Here is an 18635-nt window from a genome sequence, read left to right as displayed (position 1 = left end):
CCTCATTTCCGGGCGCGACGGCGGTACCGCACCGCGCACGGTTGCGCGAGCTGCACCACCATCTTGGAATGGTCGTTGTGGTACGAGTCGGCGGGCTGTGCCATCTCGAATTCGAAGTCGCGCAGTAAGATCGAGAAGATCGCCTTGAGCTGCATCAACGCGAACGCGGCACCGACGCAGCGGTGGCGGCCGGCGCCGAACGGAATCCATGTCCAGCGGTTGACGATGTCCTCCTGGTTCGGGTCGATGTAGCGACCCGGGTCGAAGGAATCGGGGTTCGGGAAGTCCTCGGGGATCCGGTTGGAGATCGCCGGGGTCGCGCCCACCAGGTCGCCGTCGGCGATGCGGTATCCGCCGACCTCGTAGTCGCCGCGGGCGACGCGCAGCAGCAGGATCAGCGGCGGATGCAGCCGCAGCGTCTCCTTAAGCACCGCTTCCAGGACCGGGATCCGGCGCAGCGCATGAAAACTCACGTCGGCACCGTCGGCGTAGAGGGCGTCGAGTTCGGTGGTGACCTTGTCCAGGTAGTCCGGGTTGCGCAGCAACTCGATCAGCGCCCACGCGGCCGTGCCGGAGGTGGTGTGGTGCCCGGCGAACATCATCGAGATGAAGATGCCGGTCACCTCGTCCGCGCTGAACCGTTCGGTGCCGTCCTCGTTCTTGATCGAGACGAGCACGTCGAGAAGGTCGCGGTCCTCCTTGCCCTGCGGCGGATTCGCGATGCGGCCGTTCATGATCTCCTGAACGAGGGCGACCAGGCCCTCGCGGGCCTCGTCGCGGCGCCGGAAGCTCTCGATCGGCGCGTAGGGGTCGACGAATGCCAGTGCGTCCGTGCCCTTCTCGAGGTCGTGGTAGAGATGTGCGAAGCGGTCGTCGAGTTCGTCCCGGAACTTCTTGCCGATCAGGCAGGACGACGACGTGTAGATGGTCAGCTCGGCGAAGAACTCGAGCAGGTCGATCTCGCCCTCGTCGCCCCAGCCGGCGATCATGTTCTGGACTTCACGGTCGATGGTCGCGGCGTGACCCTTCATCTGCTCGCCGCGCAGCGCCGTGTTGTGCAGCATCTCCTTGCGCCGCTCCGGGCTGGCGTCGAAGACGACACCCTCACCGAAGACGGGCTTCATGAACGGGTAGGCGGCCTGCTGGTCGAGCTCCTCGTCCGCGGCGCGGAAGAAGAACTCGTTGGCCTCGGCTCCCGAGAGCAGCACGACCTTCTTGTCGGCGAGCTGGAAGACACCGACGTCCCCGCACTCCTCGCGGACCCGCTTCATCAGCGCGATGGGATCGGTGCGCAGTTCCTCGAGGTGGCCGTGTTCGTGTTCGCCTCCGGAGACGCGGAGCGGAGCCGTTGCGATGGTGGTCATGCCTGGTCCGTCCGATCGTCGTTCTTGCGCAGCGGCGCTTCGGGCTGGACCTCGACGAGCACGATGTGGGCGCCGCGGGGCGCCGACACCACCGACACCGCGGCCGCGGCGATGTCGGAGGCCCTCAGAAGGTAGGGATGGCGCGCCAGGCCCCAGTGGATCCAATCCTCGAGCAGCGGCCCGACAACCTCTTCCGGCTGGTCCATGCCCGCCGCGGTCTGGGTGGGGCCCGGACGAACCGTGGAGGCGCGGACTCCGGTGCCCTCGAGTTCCATTCGCATCTGGCGCACCAGGGCCTCGAGGCCGGTCTTGGCGCCGATGTACGCGCCGGCACGGGGCCGTGCCTCGACGGCACAGTCGGAGCCGATGACCACGAAGTCGCCGCGGGTGCGTTCGATCATTCCGGGCACGACGCGGTGCGCGAGCCGCTGGGTGCCGCCGAGGTGAACGTCGACCTGGAACTCGAAACGGTCCGGGTCCATTTCGTGCACGAGCGCGAAGTCCATGTCGCCGGCACCGGAGATCACGATCTCGGTGGGGCCGTGCGCGGCCTCGGCCGCGGTGACGAAGGCATCGACCGACTCGGTGGAGGACACGTCGAGGAAGTGGGCGATCGCCTGTCCGCCTTCGGCACGGATCTTCTCGGCGATGGCCTCGCACTCGTCGACGCGGCGGGCACCGAGCGCGACGGGGTGCCCGAGCTCTGCCAGGGCGTACGCGGTGGCGGTGCCGATTCCGGAGGAAGCTCCGCTGACGATCGCGGGCCGGCGCGCCGGGTGGGGTTCGAATCTAGGCATGACGGCGGGTCACTTTCAGGGGCAGTGCGGCGAAGCCCCGGACGTTGGTGGAGTGGACTCGTTCGCAGCGGTCGAAATCGACGTCGTAGTCGGCGACACGACGGGCGAACTGTTCGAGCGCGGTGTTCGCTTCGAGACGGGCCAGATGAGCGCCGAGGCAGAAGTGCACTCCCCCACCGAAACTCGCGAGCTTATTGGTGCTGTCGCGGCCGATCCGGTATTCGTCGGCATCCTCGAAGACCTCGGAGTCACGATTCGCCGAGCCGATGAGCAGCAGCACCTTGCCGCCTTCGGGAATGGTACGGCCGTGCAGGTCGATGTCCGTGGCGGCGGTGCGCGCAACGATCTGACTCGAGGTGTCGTAGCGCAGCGTTTCCTCGGTCCATTCGGGTGCGCGTTCCGGATCGCGCAGGACCTTCGCCGCTTCGTCCTTGCCGGCCGCGCCCCAGTAGAGCGCGTTGCCGAGGAGTTTGGTGGTGGTCTCGTTGCCGGCGACCACCATCAGGAACATGAATCCGATGATCTCGTCGTCGGTGAGCCGGTCGCCGTCCATCTCCGCGTCGAGCAGCGCCGAGGTGAGGTCCTCGGTGCGGCGGGCGCGGCGTTCGGTGAGCATGTCGGCGTAGTAGCCGACGAGGTTGAGCGAGGCTTCCATCGCGGCGACCGGGACGTCGGGTACGCCTTCCTCGCGGTGCACGACGAGGTCGGCCATGCGGCGGATCTCGGCGCGGTCCTGCTGGGGCACGCCCATGAGCTCGGAGATCACATCCATCGGCAGCTTGCCGGCGACCTCCGAGATCCAGTCGAATTCGCCTGTTTCCAGGGCGGGTTCGAGATGTCCCAGGGTGAGCTCGAGGATTCGCTCCTGCATGTCGGAGACGCGCCGGGGCGTGAAGCCCTTGGAGACGAGCTGACGCATCCGCAGGTGCCGGGGGTCGTCCATCGCGAGAAACGACATCACCTTGTGCGCGTGCGGGCCGTAGGCGGACGGATCGAGCGAAACACCGTTGGCGCTCGACAGTCTCGTGTTGTCGCGGAATCCGGTGATGACGTCCGCATGCCGCGACAGCGCCCAGAAGCCGAGTTCGTCGTTGCGATAGAGCGGCGCCTCCTCGCGCAGCCGACGGTAGGTCGGGTACGGGTCTTCGTGGAAGTCGTAGTCGTAGGGATCGAACAGCAACGGCCCGAACAGCGAGGTGTCGAGCGAGGCCTGAGACATGGGCTACTCCAATAGAAGTCTGGCGGAGGTTTCCAATCGATCGGCGAGCTTCGCGTAGGTGCCGTATCCCATTCCGGCGCGGACGAGCGCTCCCGCGTACAGCAGTTCGAGGGCTTCGAGGACATCCGGGTCGCCACCCGCACCCAGTGCCACGGACAGGCGTTCGCGGATGTCGAGGCCGATGCGGCCCCGCAGGTGTTCGACGTCCGGATCGCGACCGAGCAGGGCGCTGGTCACGGCACCGGCGAGTTCGGGTTCGTCGTCCATGAGCATCGCGATGTTGCGCAGCACGGCGGACACCCGGTCCGCGGTGCTGCCGACGATGTCGGCGGGTTCGGGCGTCGCTGCGAGCCGACGCCAGAAGACCTCGGCGACGAGATGTTCCTTGGACGAGAAGTAGGTGTAGGCGGTGGCGGGTGCGACCCCCGCCCTCGAAGCGACGGTACGCACGGTCAGACCCGCGAATCCCTCCTCCCGAAGAACCTCGACCGCAGCGCGGGTGAGGCGATCCACGGTGTCCGCCTGCTTCTCGGTGAGGCGCCGGCGGGTGGATTCGAGATTCACATTTCTGGACACGTGTCTGGACATTACTACGGTTATCGCACCGCGGCAATGCCCCATCCGCACGAAATCAGTCCTGCCGCGGGTGGATACGGACCGGCATCGCCTTGACACCGTTGACGAAGTTCGAACGCAAGCGTCGTGCCTGTCCGGCCGGTTCGACACGGTCGAGGCGCCGGGAGAGCGCCTCGAACATCGTCTCCAGCTCCAGCCTGGCCAGGTGCGCACCGAGGCAGAAGTGCACGCCCGTGCCCCCGAACGCGACGTGCGGATTGTGCTCGCGCCCGACGTCGAAGCGGTGCGGCTCCTCGAAGACGTCCCCGTCCCGGTTCGCGGCCGGGTAGTACAGGACGACCTTGTCACCGCGCTCCACCGACTGCTCCCCGATCACCGCGGGACAGATGGGGGTGCGTCGAAAACCGATCACCGGGCTCACCCAGCGCAGGATCTCCTCGACGGCATTCGGAACGAGTTCGGGCTCGCGCTGCAGCCGCCGCCACTGCTCGGGGTGATCCATGAACGCCTGCATTCCACCGGTGATCGCGTTCCGCGTCGTCTCGTTCCCCGCGATGACGAGCAGCACGAAGAACATACAGAATTCCATCTCGGTGAGCGTGTCTCCGTTCTCGTCCGGGCACACGAGCGCGGACACGATGTCGTCGCACGGCTCGATCCGGCGCCGGGCGGCAATCTCGTTGGCATACACGAAGATCTCGGCCGCGGCCAGTTCGCCGTCCTCCTGCGTGCTGCCGTACTCGGGGTCGTCCCAGCCGATCATCCGGTTGGACCAGTCGTAGAGTCGGCCCACGTCCTCCGCGGGTGCGCCGAGCAGCGCAGCGATCACCTCCAGCGGCAGCGGCGCCGCGACGATCGGCACGAAGTCGACGACCGCGCCGTCGCGCCCGGCCTCGATCAGCTCGTCGACGGTTCGTTCGCAGATGTCGCGAATGTGTCCTTCGAGTTGCTTGACGGCCCGGGGTGTGAAACCGCGGCTCACGAGCCGGCGCAGCCGGGTGTGTTCGGGCTCGTCGAGGTTGATGAGCATGGCGGCCTGCTTGAGCCGGGCCTCCTCGTCGAACTCGTCGATCTGCGTGGTTCCGAGGGCCGACGAGAAGGTGGCACTGTCGCGGGAGACCGCCATGACATCGGCGTGCCGGGTCAGCGCCCAATAGCCGGGACCGTCCGCCTCGGGCTGCCAGTGCACGGGACATCGCTGCCGGATGTCGTCGAACGCCTCGTGCGGCATCTCCTTCGCATACACATCCGGGTTCTCGAGATCGGTCCGGTACGCCGTCATGGGTTACCTCGGGTCTCGTGGATTCGAGAAACGAATGGCTCTCGGTTGTAAACTACTCCCCTTTGTTTGGAATGGAAGGGCCGTAGGATGGATTTATGGCACGTGACAACGAGCGCCCCGTCCGACGCAGGACGCTCACCCGAGACAAGGTGATCGACGCCGCGCTCGCCGTCGTCGACGAGCACGGGTGGGAGCAGTTGACGATGAGCACGCTCGCGACCCGGGTGGGTGTCACCGGTGCGTCGCTGTACAACCACGTGCGCGGACTCGACGACGTCCGGTCGGAGGTCCAGATCCGGACGATGGCCGCTCTCGGCGACCGGCTGCGGGAAGAAGCCATGGGCCGCAGCGGAATCGACGGACTACGCAAGCTCATCGCGGCCTACCGGTCGTGGACGGTGGAGAACCACCGCCACTATCGGGCGCTGACCACCGCCCCGATCGACCGCGCCGCCCTGATGGCGGCCGCACTCGACGCGAATACCGCCCTGCGCGCAGTGCTCGTCTCGTACGGTGTCCCCGAGGAGGATTCGCTCGACACCGCGGTCGCCCTGTTCGCCGCAGTGCATGGATTCGCCATGATCGAGGGAACCGGATTCCTCGGCGACGACATGGACCTCGACCACATCTTCGAGACGGTAGTGGACGGCGCACTCTCGGCGATCGCGCCGTCGCCCTCACACGACTGACCTCCCTACCCGGCTGCGCCGCCGACGAACCGCGCGATCTCCGCGATCTCCCCGATCGTCCACGGCGGCTCGGCGTTGTGGTCGCGCCACGCCAGCAGGCTCGGCTGCGGACGCGGGAGCCGCCCGACGAAACATCCCGAACCGGCGAGGATCTCGCCGGTGGAGCTGCTCGATCTGCCGCTCGTACTCCTCGCCCGTCGACAGCCGCGTCCGCGCACCCGGGCACACCGCATTGGCCCGGACCCGATGTTCACGCAGCTCTGCGGCGATCGCGAGGGTGAGACTGTTTACCGCGCCCTGCCCGCCGGATGGCCGGTACCGCTGTAGTCGCCGAGAAACGCGAACAAACTCGTGTTGACGATCGCACCGCCTCCGCGCGCCACCAGGCGCGGCGCGACCATACGGCAGGTCCGGAACGTGCCGGTCAGGTGGGCGTCGATGCCCCGGTTCGCTCCGGTCACGATCGCCACCCCACCCGTCATGTCGCCCCTTCGGTCCGGCGCGATATTGCACCGCGCATCTGTCCGAACTATAGTCCAGACAAGTGTCCAGATTATGAGGACCGTCACACGCTCGACGTCTGCACCGAACCGCAAGAACGGGGAGCACCACACCATGGCCCTGCGCCCGACAGACAGCCCGAACGACAGCTCTTCGCTGCTGGTCGACGGCAAGCTCGTCCCCGGATCCGGGGGCACCTTCGAGATCCTCGACCCCGCCACCGAGGACATCCTCGGCTACGCCGCCGACGGCACCGCAGCCGACATGGACGCGGCGATCGCCGCCGCCCGGCAGGCCTTCGACACCACCGACTGGTCCCGCGACCACGCCTTCCGCGCCCGCTGCCTGCGCCGGCTGCGCGACGCGCTCCGCGGGCACATCGAGGAGCTGCGCGAAATCACCATCACCGAGGTCGGCGCACCCCGATTCCTCACCTCCGCCGCACACCTCGAAGGCCCCGTCGACGACCTCCTTTGGTTCGCCGACCTCGCCGAGAAGTACGAATGGCAACAGGATCTCGGCAACGCGTCCCCCATGGGCGTCCCCACGCACCGATACTTGCTCAAGGAAGCGGTCGGCGTCGTCGGCGCGATCACCCCCTGGAACTTCCCGCACCAGATCAACTTCGCCAAGATCGGTCCCGCGCTCGCCGCCGGCAACACCGTCGTCCTCAAGCCCGCCCCCGACACCCCGTGGTGCGCAGCGCTCGTCGGCAGGATCATCGCCGAGGAGACCGACATCCCGCCGGGCGTGGTGAACATCGTGACGTCGAGCGACCATTCGGTCGGCGCGCAGCTCACCACCGACCCGCGCATCGACCTCGTCTCCTTCACCGGGTCGACCGCGACCGGCAAGTCCGTGATGCGCGCGGCATCCGACTCCCTCAAGAAGGTATTCCTCGAGCTCGGTGGCAAGTCCGCGTTCGTGGTCCTCGACGACGCCGACCTGAAGGCCGCCTGCTCGATCGCCGCGTTCACGGTGTGCACGCACGCCGGGCAGGGCTGCGCGATCACCACCCGGCTCCTCGTTCCCCGCGAACGCTACGACGAAGCCGTCGACATCACCGCCAAGGTCCTGCGTGGCATCCGCCCGGGCAATCCGAACGAACCCGGAACCATCTGCGGGCCGTTGATTTCCGCTCGCCAACGCGACCGCGTGGAGGGCTATCTGAGACTTGCGGTCGAGGAGGGCGGCACGATCGTCGTCGGCGGCGGCCGCCCTGCCGAGCACGACAAGGGCTTCTTCGTCGAGCCCACCCTGATCGCGGGCCTGGACAACAGCGCCCGCGTCGCGCAGGAGGAGATCTTCGGTCCCGTCCTGGTGATCCTGCCGCACGACGGCGACGACGACGCGGTGCACATCGCCAACGACTCCCCCTACGGCCTGTCCGGCTCGGTGTGGGGCACCGACCCCGATCGGGTCGCCCACGTCGTCGCCGGGATCCGCACCGGCACCCTCGGTGTCAACGGCGGCATCTGGTACGCCGCCGACGCTCCCTTCGGGGGCTACAAGCAGTCCGGAATCGGTCGCGAAATGGGTGTGGCCGGCTTCGAGGAATACCTGGAGACCAAGCTCGTCGCGGAGCCCGCGGCACCCTAAGAAAGGTTTACGGACATGGGACGTTTCACCGATCGCACCGCCATCGTCACCGGCGGTGCGCAGGGTATCGGCGAGGCCTACGCCCGCGCGCTCGCCGCCGAAGGCGCGAACGTGGTGGTCGCCGACCTCAACGCCGACGCCGGCCGACAGGTCGCCAAGCAGATCGTCGCCGACGGCGGCAGCGCCGTCTTCATTCCCGTCGACGTCGCCGACCCCGACTCCGCCACCGAGCTTGCCGCCGAGACCGTCGAAATATTCGGCGGCATCGACCATCTGGTCAACAATGCCGCGATCTACGGCGGCATGAAACTGGACCTGCTGCTCACCGTGCCGTGGGACTACTACAAGAAGTTCATGAGCGTGAATCTCGACGGCGCACTCAACGTCACCCGCGCCGTGTGGCCGCACATGCGGAAGAAGGGCGGCTCGATCGTCAACCAGTCGTCGACCGCCGCGTGGCTCTACTCGGGGTTCTACGGACTGGCGAAGGTCGGGGTCAACGGTCTGACCCAGCAGCTCGCGGTGGAACTCGGCGGCAACAACATCCGCATCAACGCGATCGCCCCGGGTCCCATCGACACCGAGGCCACCCGGACCGTCACCCCGGGCAACATGGTGGCGGACATGGTCGGAAAGCTCCCGCTCAAACGGATGGGCACACCCGAGGACCTGGTGGGCATGTGCCTGTTCCTGCTGTCCGACGAGGCCGGCTGGGTCACCGGCCAGATCTTCAACGTCGACGGCGGCCAGGTGATCCGGTCGTGACCGCGCCCTCCGACGTGTCCGTCGGCTACATCGGGCTCGGCAACATGGGTGCGCCGATGGCCGAGCGACTGCTCGAGTGGCCCGGCGGCCTGACCGTGCTCGACACCCGCCCCGAAGCCGTCGAGCCGTTCACCGCGGCCGGCGCCGCCGCAGCCGCGAACGCCGCCGAACTTGCCGCCGGCTGCGACGTCATCTCCGTGACGGTGCTCGACGACGCCCAGGTCCGCGACGTCGTCACTGGACCCGGGGGCCTGTTGACCACCGCGCGGCCCGGCACCGTCATCGCCGTCCACTCGACGATCTCCGACGCCACCGCCGTCGACCTCGCGGCGGTCTGCGCCGAACGCGGCGTGGACCTCGTCGACGCCCCGGTCTCGGGCGGGGCGGCGGGTGCCCGGAAAGGCACCCTCGCCGTGATGGTCGGGGCGGACGAGGCGGCGTTCGCGAAGGTCCGTGAACCGTTCACCACGTGGGCCGGCCTCGTCATCCACGCCGGGCCGGTGGGATCCGGAACCCGGATGAAGCTGGCGCGCAACCTGTTGCACTTCATCTCGTTCAACGCCGCCGCGGAGGCGCAGCGGCTCGCCGAGGCGGCCGGGCTCGACATCACCGCGCTCGGCAAGGTGGTGCGGCACACCGACGCGATCACCGGCGGCGCCGGTGCGATCATGTTGCGCGACACCACCGCTGCGCTGGCCCCGGACGATCCGTGGTTCCCGATACTCGCGCACGCGCGATCGCTCGGCGAGAAAGACCTGACGCTGGCGCTCGAGCTGGGCGACCGGCTCGGTGTCGAACTTCCGCTCGGCACCCAGGCTCTCGCCGACCTCGGCACCGGACTCGGTGTCGGTCCCGGTGAACTGGCACAACAGTATTCGATGAAGGAGAACGCGTGACCGACGAACGACGGCAGCGTGGCCTCGACATGATGTCGAAGGTCTACGGCTGGGAGATGCAGGACGGACCGGGCAGTCACTTCGAGGTCACCGCCGATCACCTGTTCGGGGAGATCTGGACCAGGCCAGGCTTGAGCATCCGCGATCGACGGCTGCTGCTGCTCGGCGCGCTGACCGCGCAGGGCCTTACCGACGTCGCCGAGATCCAGATCGGGGCTGCCCTGCACAACGAGGAGCTCGACGAGGAGCAGCTGCGGGAGATCGCGCTGTTCCTGTGCCACTACGTGGGCTGGCCGCTCGGTACCAAGCTCGACACCACCGTCGGCAAGGTGCTGCACCAGCGCAAGGCCGCGGCACGCTCGTGACCCGACGCGCTGATGCTCTGTGCCCGGACCACCCCGCGGGGCGGCGACGGCACGGGGCGAGCTCCCGACCCCAGGAGGCCACCGGCATCGGGGTGGATCCGGGGCTGCCGATCGGCGGGTACGAGTCGGTCCGGTTCGGTGGAACCGACGACAATCCCGGCCACCGAGGGCTGGGACTATCTCGTACGCCGCCACCGCCCACGGCGGGAGATCCTCACCGGGAGTTGGGCCTTCCCGCCCAGCGCTCGGTCGTAGACCCGGTGGCGGGCTCGTGCGTCGTCGCTTCCGTCACGCGCACCGGGGTGCGGGCCGGACCGTGCCCGATACCACGTCGACGCCCACCCACGCGGGATCCCGTCCGTGGGACGGCGGTTCCGCGACGTCGTCGACGTCGGTAGTGTGGGCCACCGAACCGCAATCCAGCGAACGGAGACCGCGCCGATGACTCGCACCACCCTGCCCCGCGAGATGGTCGAACTCGCCGAGGCGACACCGGGTTTCATGCCGGAGGACGAGGGGACGGCGCTGCACGACGCGGCGGTGCGGTATCTCGGAGACGGGGTCGGCGTCGAGATCGGCACGTATTGCGGGCGCTCGACCGTCTACCTCGGCGCGGCCGCGAAGGCGACCGGCGGCACGATCGTCACCGTCGACCACCACCACGGGTCGGAAGAACACCAGCCCGGTTGGGAGTACCACGACGAGACGCTCGTCGATCCGCACAGCGGCCGGCTCGACACCGCAGGGCGTCTCCGCCGTACTCTCGCCGACGCCGACCTCGAAGCGCACGTGATCGCGGTGCTCGGCGCTTCCGCTCAGGTCGCCGGATTCTGGCGCACGCCGGCGTCATTCGTGTTCATCGACGGTGGTCACAGCAGCGCGGCCGCGCAGGCCGACTACGAGGGCTGGGCGCGGTGGGTGCGCGTCGGCGGCGCCCTGATCATCCACGACGTGTTCCCCGACCCCGCCGACGGCGGCCGGCCGCCGTACGAGATCTACTGCCGTGCACTCGACAGCGGCGAGTTCACCGAGGTCTCGGTGACCGGCTCGCTGCGCGTCCTCGAACGCACCGGCGGCACCGTCGGGGCCCTGCCCGGCGAGTAGTCCCGGGACGGGAACGCGCCCCAGCCGGTCCGGCAACAACGCGAACTCCTCGTCGATGGGATGCAAGATAGATTGTTGTAGAAGAGAATTCGGGCCTCAGGGAGGACGCGGCCGTCGGCCGGCAGCGGTAGCGTATTCGGACCGAGGTCGCAGACGGGACCGCAGAGAGCCCGGTCGCGACGGTGCCAGGTGGTGATCATGGCACCGACCGCACAATGCGGTCCCGCGAGGCTGCGAATTCCTCGATAGCAACGGCACACTCGCCGTCCGGGAGGGCGGCGACCAGGCGTCCGCCAAGACCGGCCAAGACCGGCGGAGGCCGCGGTGCGGCCACCAGGGCCCCATCGAGGTCGGTGGGTCGCTTCCGTGTCACGTGACGCGGCCGCCCGGCGAGGACTGGATCCCGAAACGGGATTGCCCGGCGCATCGGCAACAACCCCGAGGGCCGCGCCGCAGATTTGCGCTGCGCGAGTGGCAACGTCCCGGATCGACCGCGCTCGTGGCCGGCCCATGCCCGTACCGGCAGGCTCTGCCCCACCGACCTCTGCGCCGGCACCTCGTTGCACGCGGGCATTCCACGCCGACACTAGCGGCGCCTAATACCCCATGGGGTATATTGACCCGTGTAGAGAGGATCAAAGACCGCGGTCATGACGCATCGGAACTAAGGGGATTCCATGTCCGAACCGAATCGCTTCTTGGCGTTGTTCGACCAAGTGGTCGACCAGACGATCGCAGAACTCGTCGATCGCGCAGGCTACGCCGCGGTCCCCGTCGACACGCCGGCCCTGTTCCTCGGAACGCGGGTCGACAAGATCGCCATCGGGGCCCTGGTGCGACACCTGCTTCTCGCAGAGGCGCACTGGTTCGAGCAGGTTCGTGAAGTCTCCCCCGGTGGGGTGATCCCGTTCCCCAGCAACGCCGCGGTGCTCGAAGGGATCCCGGACGGTGCACCACTGCTGGAAACGTACCGCAGGAGCTACGCGGAGCGACGTTCACAACTCGAGGCACCGACCGAGGCCGACGTGACAAAGGAAATCGTCTTCGCCGGCCGGCGATACACCGTGATCGGATTCCTGTGGACCGTCCTCGGCCACCACAGCTTCCACCTGGGCCAGATCGATCTACTCATGCGACAACAGGGCATAGAACCGCCCGAATACATGGAATGGCCTGAGGACCAACGGGTCCTCGGCTGAGCCGGCACGCCGTACGGGGAACAAGCAGCTCGAGCTGCACAAACACGAGGAGAACCGTAATGACAACCGCGAAACATCAAGTCCTGATCCTGGGCGGCGGAACGGCCGGCATCACGGTCGCGGCCCGATTGCTCCGCAAAGGCCACTCCGACGTCGCCATCGTCGAGCCTTCCGACACCCACTATTACCAGGCGCTGTGGACGCTCGTGGGTGGCGGTCAGGCGACTGCGGCAACCTCCGCCCGTCCCGAAGCCTCCGTCATGCCCAAGGGCGCGACCTGGATCAAGAACGCCGCCGCGGCGATTGATCCCGACAGCAACATCGTCACCTGCACCGACGGAGCAACCTACGAGTACGACGTACTGGTAGTGAGTCCCGGACTCCAACTCGACTGGGATCGCACCGAAGGACTCGAGGACGCGCTCGGCAAGGACGGCGTGTCGTCGAACTACAGGTTCGACCTTGCCCCCCGAACGTGGGAGTTCATCCGAAACACCCGATCCGGAACTGCGGTGTTCACGATGCCGTCCGGTCCGATCAAGTGCGGCGGCGCACCCCAGAAGATCGCCTATCTGGCGTGCGACCACTGGCGGAGGGAAGGCGTACTGTCCGACATCGAGGTGCACCTGGTCCTGCCGACTCCGCGAACCTTCGGCATCCCGGAGATCGCCGACAGTCTCGACGCGGTCGTCGCTGACTACGGCATCCACCTGCACACCTCCGCCGAGGTCTCCTCCGTCGATGCCTCGGGCCGCAAGGTGACGGTGGCGAGCGTCGCCGAGGGCGGTACCGGCACGACCCTGCCCTACGACGTCCTGCATGTCGCTCCGCACCAGTCGGCGCCGGACTGGATCAAGGCCGGACCGTTGTCGACGGGGGACGACAACGGATACGTCGACATCGACGCCCACACGCTGCAGCACGTGCGGTATCCCAACGTGTTCGCACTCGGCGATGCCGGATCCACACCGAATTCCAAGACCGGTGCCGCCGTACGGAAACAGGCACCGGTCGTGGCCGCCAACCTCGATGCCTTCCTGCGCGGCCGACCCCTGCCGGCCGCATACGACGGCTATTCGTCGTGCCCGATCGTCACGTCGTCGACCGCGATGCTGCTTGCCGAGTTCGACTATTCGATGCAGATGAAACCGACCTTTCCGATACTCGATCCCGCAAAGCCGCATCGTCCGTATTGGTACCTGAAGAAGCACGGACTGCCCTTCATGTACTGGAACCTCATGCTCAAGGGCCTGGCCTGAACGCTACCGGTGGGCGAGCCATTCAGATCCGTGTCGGCGAAGGGGCCTCTTGCTGCCGTGGGGTCAATCCTCGGCTTCGGGGCGCGCGTTTGTGAACACGGCCTAGTAGGACTTTGTCAGGTCGGGAACCTGTGGTGACACGTCGGGCAGGTCCCGATCCAATTAGCCAGTGCACGTTGGAGTTTGCACACGACGGCGTAAAGGGTCAGGCCTGCCCGGTCACTTTTGGGTCGGTCGGTCGCACGGTGGTGAGAAACAGATGCGCGGCGGTAACCAGGGTTGCGTGGCGATGCCAGCCGAGCCAGGAACGACCCTCGAAGTGGTCGAGTCCGAGACCGGTTTCCAGCTCCCGGTAGTCGCGCTCGATGCGCCAGCGGATCTTGGCCAGACGCACCAACTCCGACAGGGATGTGTCCTCGGGCAGGGTGGCGAGCCAGAAGTCGGTGGGCTGCGCTGCACCGTCGGGCCATTCGGCGAGCAGCCACGCCTGCGGCAGGGTCCAATCCTGGCCGCTCGCGTCCTCGCCGAAATCGGCGACGACCCCACACGATTCACCAGCCCGCGGGGCTGCGTGCGTTCACGGGCACCGCGCCGTGTCAAGGACACCGCGATGGTCACCACCGCCGTGAAGATCGCACTGTGGCGACGTGACCACACGGGCCACCCGGTCGGCTCAGGGTTGATCCACCCTAGCGATGCCGGCAGTCGGTACACTTCCATCTCCTTTCGCGGAAACCCTTGTGCTGGAGGGTATTGCCGCGTCGAGCGGCGGCGTCGGAGACGCGTACGACAACGCTCTGGCCGAGAGCACGATCGGGTTGTTCAAGACCGAAGTGATCGCCAAGGGAAACCCGTTCCATCCGGGTCCCTGCAAGTCCATCGAGGACGTCGAGTACGCCACGATGGAGTGGGTCGACTGGTTCAATCGCAGTCGCCTGCACAGTCGTCTCGGATACGTCCCGCCGGATGAATTCGAGGCGGCGTACTACGCTCACCTGTCGACTCCACAACCGGAGCCGTCACCGATATGGGAGCGCCGAGACGGTTCATGCCTGGCGTGGCACTCCGGCGCCACGCCAGGCATGCGATCAGGATGCCGTCAGCAGTCTGGTGAGTACTTCGTGTCTCTCAGGATCGAGTCGAAGCAGGGGCGTGCGGGGATCTCCTACTTCGGTTCCGAGAATGGATAGGCCGGCCTTCACCGTGGCGGGAAGACCACCGGCCACGATGAAGTTGAGCAGCTCCTGCAGGTCGTCGTACAGGTCCTGCGCTCGATCCAGCTCACCTGCACGAACAGCTGAGTAGAGGTCGAGGCACGACTGCGGGCGCAGGCAGGCCGCTGCGGTGCACCATCCTGCCGCGCCGGCCTTCAAGGCGTCGAGGACGAGGGGGTTTCTACCGTTGAAGAAGGGCAGACGTCCATCGCTGAGTTCGGTGATCCGCAGCATCCGGGACAAGTCACCAGTCGATTCCTTGACCATGGTGAGATTGTCGATGCTCTCGAACATCGACACCAGCAGTTCTGGCTTCATGTCGATCCCACTGGTAGCGGGGTTGTTGTAGGCCATGACCGGGATGTCAATGGCGGCAGCCACCGTCGCGTAGTGCGACGCAATCTCGCGGTCGGTGAGCTTCCAGTAGGAGACTGGGAGCACCATGACGGCTTCCGCGCCAACCTCCTGTGCGCGGCGCGCCCGACGCACAGTGTTGGCGGTGGTCAGGTCGGAGACACCGGCCACCACCGGTACACGTCCACCCACCGCGGAAACGGTGGTGTCGAGGACAGTGTCAAACTCCTTCTCCGTGAGATAAGCGCTCTCCCCAGTGCTGCCTAGCGGAGCGATGGCATGGACACCGTCGGTAATCAGTCGATCAACGAGGGCCGCAAGCGCGACGGTGTCGATGGATTCATTGTCCCGTGAGGTGAACGGGGTGATCGGGTAGGCGATGATGCCTTCGAAAGTATTCATCGTGATGGTCTTCCTCTGCGCTCACTACCCAGCTCACGGCCGGGTTTACCAAATTTTGGGGTCAGTTGTTGATCGCGTCGGGATGCCGAGCGAGCGCGCGGCGGGCGTAGTAGGCGAAGTTGGCTTGACTGCGCCTGGGCGTCAGAGTCCAGTCATGAGCCTCCCGCGCGAGTCGCTCGGGAAGCTCGGCGATCGTTCCTGCTGCCATCGCGGTCAGTTGCAGCTTTGCGGCACGTTCGATCAGAACTGCGAGGGAACAGGCCTCCTCGACGGAAGCGCCGGCCACGACATGCCCGTGGTGAGCGAGCAGGATGGCCTTCTTGTCGCCGATGGCGGCGCTGATGATCTCGCCTTCCTCGTTGCCAACGGGAACACCCGGCCAGTCGGGGAGAAAGGCGCAGTCGTCGTAGAGGGGAGCGATGTCCATCTGGGACACGACCAGTGGGACCTCGAGCATGGACAGCGCTGCGACGTGGAACGGGTGAGTGTGCACGATGCACTGCACATCCGGTCGCGCGCGGTAGATCCAGCTATGGAATCGATTCGCTGGGTTTGCCATTCCGGAGCCCTCGAGCACCTGGAGGTCCTCGTCCACCAGCAGGAGGTTCTCCTCGGTGATCTCATCGAATCCGAGGCCGAGTTGCTGTGTGTAGTACGTGCCGGGCTGCTCGGCGCGGGCGGTGATCTGACCGGCCAGGCCCGAGTCGTGGCCACCGTCGTACAGCGCTCGGCACGTGAGCGCGATTTTTTGGCGTGTCGTCCAGGAAGAAGTATCCGCCATGTGCGTGCGCATCAGGTCCTGTGCCCGGTGCATCAACTCCGCTTTGGTCGCTGTGAAGGTCTCGGTCATCGCGCTGACTCCTATGCATCGATCAAATGACACTACGTACACTATAGGACACACAGTGTCCTATCAAGCGGGATTCATACGCGCGAGGCCTCGTAGACTCCTTGCAGACCGAATGAACGTGAGGAGTGCAACTGTGACTCAGCTGGTGCGCACGCTCCGCAAGGAGCGGGGCCTGACACTGGAGATGCTTGCTGTCGACACCGGATTGACAAAGAGCTACCTGTCGAAAATCGAACGCGGACAGAGCAACCCATCCATCGCCGCGGCGATGAAGGTTGCCAAGGCGCTGGGTGTCGATGTGGGGCAGCTCTTCGCGGACGACGCCTCGGGCACGCGAATGACCGTTGATCGCGCCGGCTCCCGAGCGGCCACGGAGCGCTATCAGGCCATCGCGCCGGCGATGCTTGGCAAGAGAATGTCGCCGTTCCTCGTCCGGCCGGGCACCGAGTTTGCTGCCGATCCTCATCCCGCACACGAAGGTCAGGAGCTGGTGTTTGTGATCTCGGGATCAATCGAACTGGACCATGCCGGAAACCTCGTGTCGTTGGACACCGGGGATTGCGCCTACTTCGATGCCTCGATGGGACACAAGATCCGAAGCACCGCAGGCGACGATTCCCAGGTCCTCGTCGTCGCATTCAACGAAACCTGAGCGCACGCGCACACTCGCTTGTCGAAAACCGCGGCATCCAGGCTGTCGGCTCCGGTTGAAGTCTGAGCAGGTATTCCGGGGCGGGTTCTAGCTAGGGCTTGTTGCTAAACCTGTTTGAGTGCCACGCAAGAGATTCTGGATGTCGTGTCGCGTGATGTGATCTCGGATGAAGTGTGGGCAGTGATCGGGCCGTTGTTCCCGACGGTGAAGTCGACGGGTCGACCGCCGGTGGATCGGCGCACGGAAGTTGAGGCGACGGTATGGCGGTTCCGGACCGGTGCGCCCTGGCGGGACATGCCGGAGAGGTTCGGGAACTGGAGCACGATCTACAGGAACTTCAACCGCTGGTCCAAGCAGGGCGTGTGGGCTCGGGTTTTGGAGCGGGTGCAGTCCCTCGCGCAACGGTCCGGCGACCTGAACTGGATCGCTTCGATCGACTCCACGATTGTCCGTGTACACCAGCACGGCGCGACCCTGCCGCGCAGCACAGGGGGCTCTGTCGAACTACAAGAAGTTTGGTGACGAGCCATCCGATCACGCGATCGGACGCTCCCGGGGCGGCCTGACGACGAAGAACCACCTGGTCTGCGACGGGAAAGGTCGCGCCCTCGCTTGCGTCCTCACCCCCGGGCAGGCCGCAGACACCAGAATGATGGCGACCACGCTCGAGCAGATCCGGGTGCCCGCCGGACAAGGCCGCCCCCGGACAAGACCAGATCGGGTGATGGCCGACAAGGGGTACCCATCAAAAGCGAACCGAGCATGGCTGCGCGAGCGTGGGATCGCCGCGACGATCCCCGAAAGGGACGACCAGATCACGCACCGCCGCAAGAAGCCGGGTCGCCCCATCGACTTCGGCGACACACAGCGCGCCCGCTACCGCGGCCGTAACGTCGTGGAACGCTGCTTCAACAAGCTCAAGCAATGGCGAGGCATCGCGATGCGCTCAGACAAGACAGCCCGCAACTACCACGCCGGCCTCTGCCTCGCCGCAACCCTCCACTGGCTCACCAGCACGGCGTGATCTCAATACTCCTGGAACGCGGACGCCTGAGCACGTTGCGTGGCCGTGGCCTGAGTGTTCAACCCCGTGCACCAGCTCGGATACACCCGAAACCCGCGCTTACCCGGACGCCTCCCTGAGGTGATGCCGAGCTCGGCGAGATGCGCGCCGGTGAACCGAAACACGCCCCGTCGGCCCTGTTGTTCTACGAAGACGCACAGGCCAGCGGCGGGATCGTCATCGCTGAAGGGCATCGTCGTTCCGCCCGAGTCCCGCTGCCAGAAGGCGACAAAAGCACCCGGCTTGGTCGGGGTGATTCGCGCAGTCCGGATATGCCACATCTCGTCGCCGAGCTGGGCAACGCCCGACTCGTAGTCGCTGTTCTGCATCTCCGGAGTCACCGCAACAGCCATCCCCAGCTCGGCCGCATAAGTCTCAAACGCACTGAATTGCACACCGCCAAGCTATCTGACCTATCCAGGTGGGCTGAGGGAGCGCTTCCTCGCACCTTTCGATCCTCGCTGCCACGAGGATCGAGAATTGCA

General features: G+C 66.5%; 20 protein-coding genes and 2 pseudogenes. 12 read left to right on the top strand and 10 right to left on the bottom strand.

Features of this window, described 5'->3' with window-relative positions:
- Positions 1-2 precede the first annotated feature (2 nt).
- From cyp51 to RZ1_RS25450, 5 genes are all read right to left on the bottom strand, one after another.
- A complete protein-coding gene (gene cyp51 / locus RZ1_RS25470; protein ID WP_072815410.1) occupies positions 3-1364 on the bottom strand; it encodes a lanosterol 14-alpha demethylase in 1362 nt (453 codons plus the stop codon).
- Positions 1361-2161, bottom strand: coding sequence for an SDR family oxidoreductase (locus tag RZ1_RS25465; protein ID WP_072815408.1), 801 nt, complete (start codon positions 2159-2161; stop codon positions 1361-1363). The genes cyp51 and RZ1_RS25465 overlap by 4 nt, the downstream gene beginning before the upstream one ends.
- The gene (locus tag RZ1_RS25460; protein ID WP_072815406.1) at positions 2154-3380 is read right to left on the bottom strand and encodes a cytochrome P450; all 1227 of its coding nucleotides are present in this window, start codon (positions 3378-3380) and stop codon (positions 2154-2156) included. Before RZ1_RS25460 ends, RZ1_RS25465 begins: the two co-directional genes overlap by 8 nt.
- A gap of 3 nt (positions 3381-3383) precedes the next feature.
- Positions 3384-3944 carry a TetR/AcrR family transcriptional regulator gene (locus tag RZ1_RS25455; protein WP_072815404.1) on the bottom strand — a complete coding sequence of 187 codons (561 nt, stop codon included), beginning with the start codon at positions 3942-3944 and terminating at the stop codon, positions 3384-3386.
- A 67-nt stretch (positions 3945-4011) separates the two neighbouring features.
- Complete coding sequence (locus RZ1_RS25450) at positions 4012-5238, bottom strand: cytochrome P450 (protein WP_072815402.1); 1227 nt, start codon at positions 5236-5238, stop codon at positions 4012-4014.
- A gap of 95 nt (positions 5239-5333) precedes the next feature.
- Here RZ1_RS25450 and RZ1_RS25445 point away from each other — a divergent pair, with 95 nt between their 5' ends.
- Entirely contained in the window at positions 5334-5927 is a 594-nt protein-coding gene (locus RZ1_RS25445) for a TetR/AcrR family transcriptional regulator (RefSeq protein ID WP_072815400.1), read from the top strand.
- A gap of 5 nt (positions 5928-5932) precedes the next feature.
- On the opposite strand, the pseudogene RZ1_RS29765 reads toward RZ1_RS25445, so the two are convergent.
- Positions 5933-6367: pseudogene (locus RZ1_RS29765) on the bottom strand (SDR family NAD(P)-dependent oxidoreductase); the annotation flags it as partial.
- Positions 6368-6542: 175 nt separating this feature from the next.
- Here RZ1_RS29765 and RZ1_RS25430 point away from each other — a divergent pair.
- From RZ1_RS25430 to RZ1_RS25400, 7 genes are all read left to right on the top strand, one after another.
- Complete coding sequence (locus tag RZ1_RS25430; RefSeq protein ID WP_072815393.1) at positions 6543-8027, top strand: aldehyde dehydrogenase; 1485 nt, start codon at positions 6543-6545, stop codon at positions 8025-8027.
- Between the two features lie 15 nt (positions 8028-8042).
- On the top strand, positions 8043-8792 hold the full coding sequence (locus tag RZ1_RS25425; protein ID WP_072815391.1) for an SDR family oxidoreductase: 750 nt from the start codon (positions 8043-8045) through the stop codon (positions 8790-8792).
- Complete coding sequence (locus tag RZ1_RS25420) at positions 8789-9688, top strand: NAD(P)-dependent oxidoreductase (RefSeq protein ID WP_072815389.1); 900 nt, start codon at positions 8789-8791, stop codon at positions 9686-9688. Before RZ1_RS25425 ends, RZ1_RS25420 begins: the two co-directional genes overlap by 4 nt.
- Complete coding sequence (locus RZ1_RS25415; protein ID WP_072815387.1) at positions 9685-10053, top strand: carboxymuconolactone decarboxylase family protein; 369 nt, start codon at positions 9685-9687, stop codon at positions 10051-10053. The genes RZ1_RS25420 and RZ1_RS25415 overlap by 4 nt, the downstream gene beginning before the upstream one ends.
- Before the next feature lie 441 nt (positions 10054-10494).
- Positions 10495-11157, top strand: coding sequence for a class I SAM-dependent methyltransferase (locus RZ1_RS25410; protein ID WP_072815441.1), 663 nt, complete (start codon positions 10495-10497; stop codon positions 11155-11157).
- A gap of 677 nt (positions 11158-11834) precedes the next feature.
- Positions 11835-12356, top strand: a complete 522-nt coding sequence (locus RZ1_RS25405) for a DinB family protein (protein ID WP_072815385.1) — start codon at positions 11835-11837, stop codon at positions 12354-12356.
- Between the two features lie 59 nt (positions 12357-12415).
- Positions 12416-13615 carry an NAD(P)/FAD-dependent oxidoreductase gene (locus RZ1_RS25400; protein ID WP_072815383.1) on the top strand — a complete coding sequence of 400 codons (1200 nt, stop codon included), beginning with the start codon at positions 12416-12418 and terminating at the stop codon, positions 13613-13615.
- Positions 13616-13820: 205 nt separating this feature from the next.
- Here the strand turns inward: RZ1_RS25400 and RZ1_RS25395 are convergent.
- Positions 13821-14111, bottom strand: a pseudogene (locus RZ1_RS25395) (transposase); the annotation flags it as partial.
- Positions 14112-14310: 199 nt separating this feature from the next.
- On the opposite strand from RZ1_RS25395, the gene RZ1_RS31910 reads away from it, so the two are divergent.
- A complete protein-coding gene (locus tag RZ1_RS31910; protein WP_083583911.1) occupies positions 14311-14805 on the top strand; it encodes an integrase core domain-containing protein in 495 nt (164 codons plus the stop codon).
- Here the strand turns inward: RZ1_RS31910 and RZ1_RS25385 are convergent.
- Together RZ1_RS25385 and RZ1_RS25380 are read right to left on the bottom strand one after the other, a co-directional pair.
- Complete coding sequence (locus RZ1_RS25385) at positions 14704-15585, bottom strand: dihydrodipicolinate synthase family protein (protein WP_072815382.1); 882 nt, start codon at positions 15583-15585, stop codon at positions 14704-14706. The two genes, RZ1_RS31910 and RZ1_RS25385, sit on opposite strands and share 102 nt — an antisense overlap.
- A 61-nt stretch (positions 15586-15646) precedes the next feature.
- Positions 15647-16435 carry an aldolase gene (locus RZ1_RS25380; RefSeq protein ID WP_072815380.1) on the bottom strand — a complete coding sequence of 263 codons (789 nt, stop codon included), beginning with the start codon at positions 16433-16435 and terminating at the stop codon, positions 15647-15649.
- Positions 16436-16568: 133 nt separating this feature from the next.
- On the opposite strand from RZ1_RS25380, the gene RZ1_RS25375 reads away from it, so the two are divergent.
- From RZ1_RS25375 to RZ1_RS31940, 3 genes are all read left to right on the top strand, one after another.
- The gene (locus tag RZ1_RS25375) at positions 16569-17087 is read left to right on the top strand and encodes a helix-turn-helix domain-containing protein (protein ID WP_072815378.1); all 519 of its coding nucleotides are present in this window, start codon (positions 16569-16571) and stop codon (positions 17085-17087) included.
- A gap of 114 nt (positions 17088-17201) precedes the next feature.
- Entirely contained in the window at positions 17202-17609 is a 408-nt protein-coding gene (locus RZ1_RS31945) for an IS5 family transposase (RefSeq protein ID WP_445009303.1), read from the top strand.
- Complete coding sequence (locus RZ1_RS31940; protein WP_443706287.1) at positions 17539-18111, top strand: IS5 family transposase; 573 nt, start codon at positions 17539-17541, stop codon at positions 18109-18111. Before RZ1_RS31945 ends, RZ1_RS31940 begins: the two co-directional genes overlap by 71 nt.
- A gap of 2 nt (positions 18112-18113) precedes the next feature.
- Here the strand turns inward: RZ1_RS31940 and RZ1_RS25360 are convergent, their stop codons facing one another.
- Positions 18114-18545 carry a MepB family protein gene (locus RZ1_RS25360; RefSeq protein ID WP_072815374.1) on the bottom strand — a complete coding sequence of 144 codons (432 nt, stop codon included), beginning with the start codon at positions 18543-18545 and terminating at the stop codon, positions 18114-18116.
- Between the last annotated feature and the right edge of the window lie 90 nt (positions 18546-18635).

The organism is Rhodococcus zopfii NBRC 100606 = JCM 9919 (assembly GCF_001895025.1).
Classification (GTDB): Bacteria; Actinomycetota; Actinomycetes; order Mycobacteriales; family Mycobacteriaceae; genus Rhodococcus; species Rhodococcus zopfii.
Note: the sequence above shows the minus strand (reverse complement) of the source record. Positions and strands in the feature narration are given on the sequence as shown.

Bases quoted from the DNA above. Each gene is read 5' to 3' on its own strand.
- cyp51 (WP_072815410.1), bottom strand. From the start codon at position 1,364: ATGACCACCATCGCAACGGCTCCGCTCCGCGTCTCCGGAGGCGAACAC.
- RZ1_RS25465 (WP_072815408.1), bottom strand. From the start codon at position 2,161: ATGCCTAGATTCGAACCCCACCCGGCGCGCCGGCCCGCGATCGTCAGC.
- RZ1_RS25460 (WP_072815406.1), bottom strand. From the start codon at position 3,380: ATGTCTCAGGCCTCGCTCGACACCTCGCTGTTCGGGCCGTTGCTGTTC.
- RZ1_RS25450 (WP_072815402.1), bottom strand. From the start codon at position 5,238: ATGACGGCGTACCGGACCGATCTCGAGAACCCGGATGTGTATGCGAAG.
- RZ1_RS25445 (WP_072815400.1), top strand. From the start codon at position 5,334: ATGGCACGTGACAACGAGCGCCCCGTCCGACGCAGGACGCTCACCCGA.
- RZ1_RS25430 (WP_072815393.1), top strand. From the start codon at position 6,543: ATGGCCCTGCGCCCGACAGACAGCCCGAACGACAGCTCTTCGCTGCTG.
- RZ1_RS25425 (WP_072815391.1), top strand. From the start codon at position 8,043: ATGGGACGTTTCACCGATCGCACCGCCATCGTCACCGGCGGTGCGCAG.
- RZ1_RS25410 (WP_072815441.1), top strand. From the start codon at position 10,495: ATGACTCGCACCACCCTGCCCCGCGAGATGGTCGAACTCGCCGAGGCG.
- RZ1_RS25405 (WP_072815385.1), top strand. From the start codon at position 11,835: ATGTCCGAACCGAATCGCTTCTTGGCGTTGTTCGACCAAGTGGTCGAC.
- RZ1_RS25400 (WP_072815383.1), top strand. From the start codon at position 12,416: ATGACAACCGCGAAACATCAAGTCCTGATCCTGGGCGGCGGAACGGCC.
- RZ1_RS31910 (WP_083583911.1), top strand. From the start codon at position 14,311: ATGCCGGCAGTCGGTACACTTCCATCTCCTTTCGCGGAAACCCTTGTG.
- RZ1_RS25385 (WP_072815382.1), bottom strand. From the start codon at position 15,585: ATGAATACTTTCGAAGGCATCATCGCCTACCCGATCACCCCGTTCACC.
- RZ1_RS25380 (WP_072815380.1), bottom strand. From the start codon at position 16,435: ATGACCGAGACCTTCACAGCGACCAAAGCGGAGTTGATGCACCGGGCA.